This window comes from Streptomyces sp. P17 (assembly GCF_032436805.1).
GTDB lineage: Bacteria > Actinomycetota > Actinomycetes > Streptomycetales > Streptomycetaceae > Streptomyces.
Window position 1 is genome coordinate 1 of sequence record NZ_JAVRBF010000991.1, and the last position, 263, is coordinate 263.

The 263-nt window shown below is 75.7% G+C and carries 1 protein-coding gene; it reads right to left on the bottom strand.

The window, feature by feature from the left end; translation table 11 throughout:
* On the bottom strand, positions 1–235 hold a 235-nt coding region (locus RMT89_RS43695), incomplete at its 3' end, for a hypothetical protein (RefSeq protein ID WP_315889311.1).
* Positions 236–263: the final 28 nt, after the last annotated feature.

A 263-nucleotide genomic window follows, 5' to 3' on the forward strand; every position in this document is an offset into this window, starting at 1 on the left:
TCTCGACGAGCTCGAGCGCGCCGGAAGCGAGGAGCGCGTTGACGACGCCCGTCGTGCAGCCCGCCGCCTCGGCCAGCGCGCCCTTGCCGAGCAGCGGCGCCGCAGCGGCGGCCGCCAGCACCTTTTCGCGCGCCGGCGTCATCTTGTCCGGCGTCGCCCCGGTGACCTGCAGGCCAAAGCGCGGTGCAGCCGGCCCACCGGCGAAAGGGGCGCGAAGGCACATGCGCAGCACCATGCCGCGCGGGCTCAGCGTCCAGCTCGCG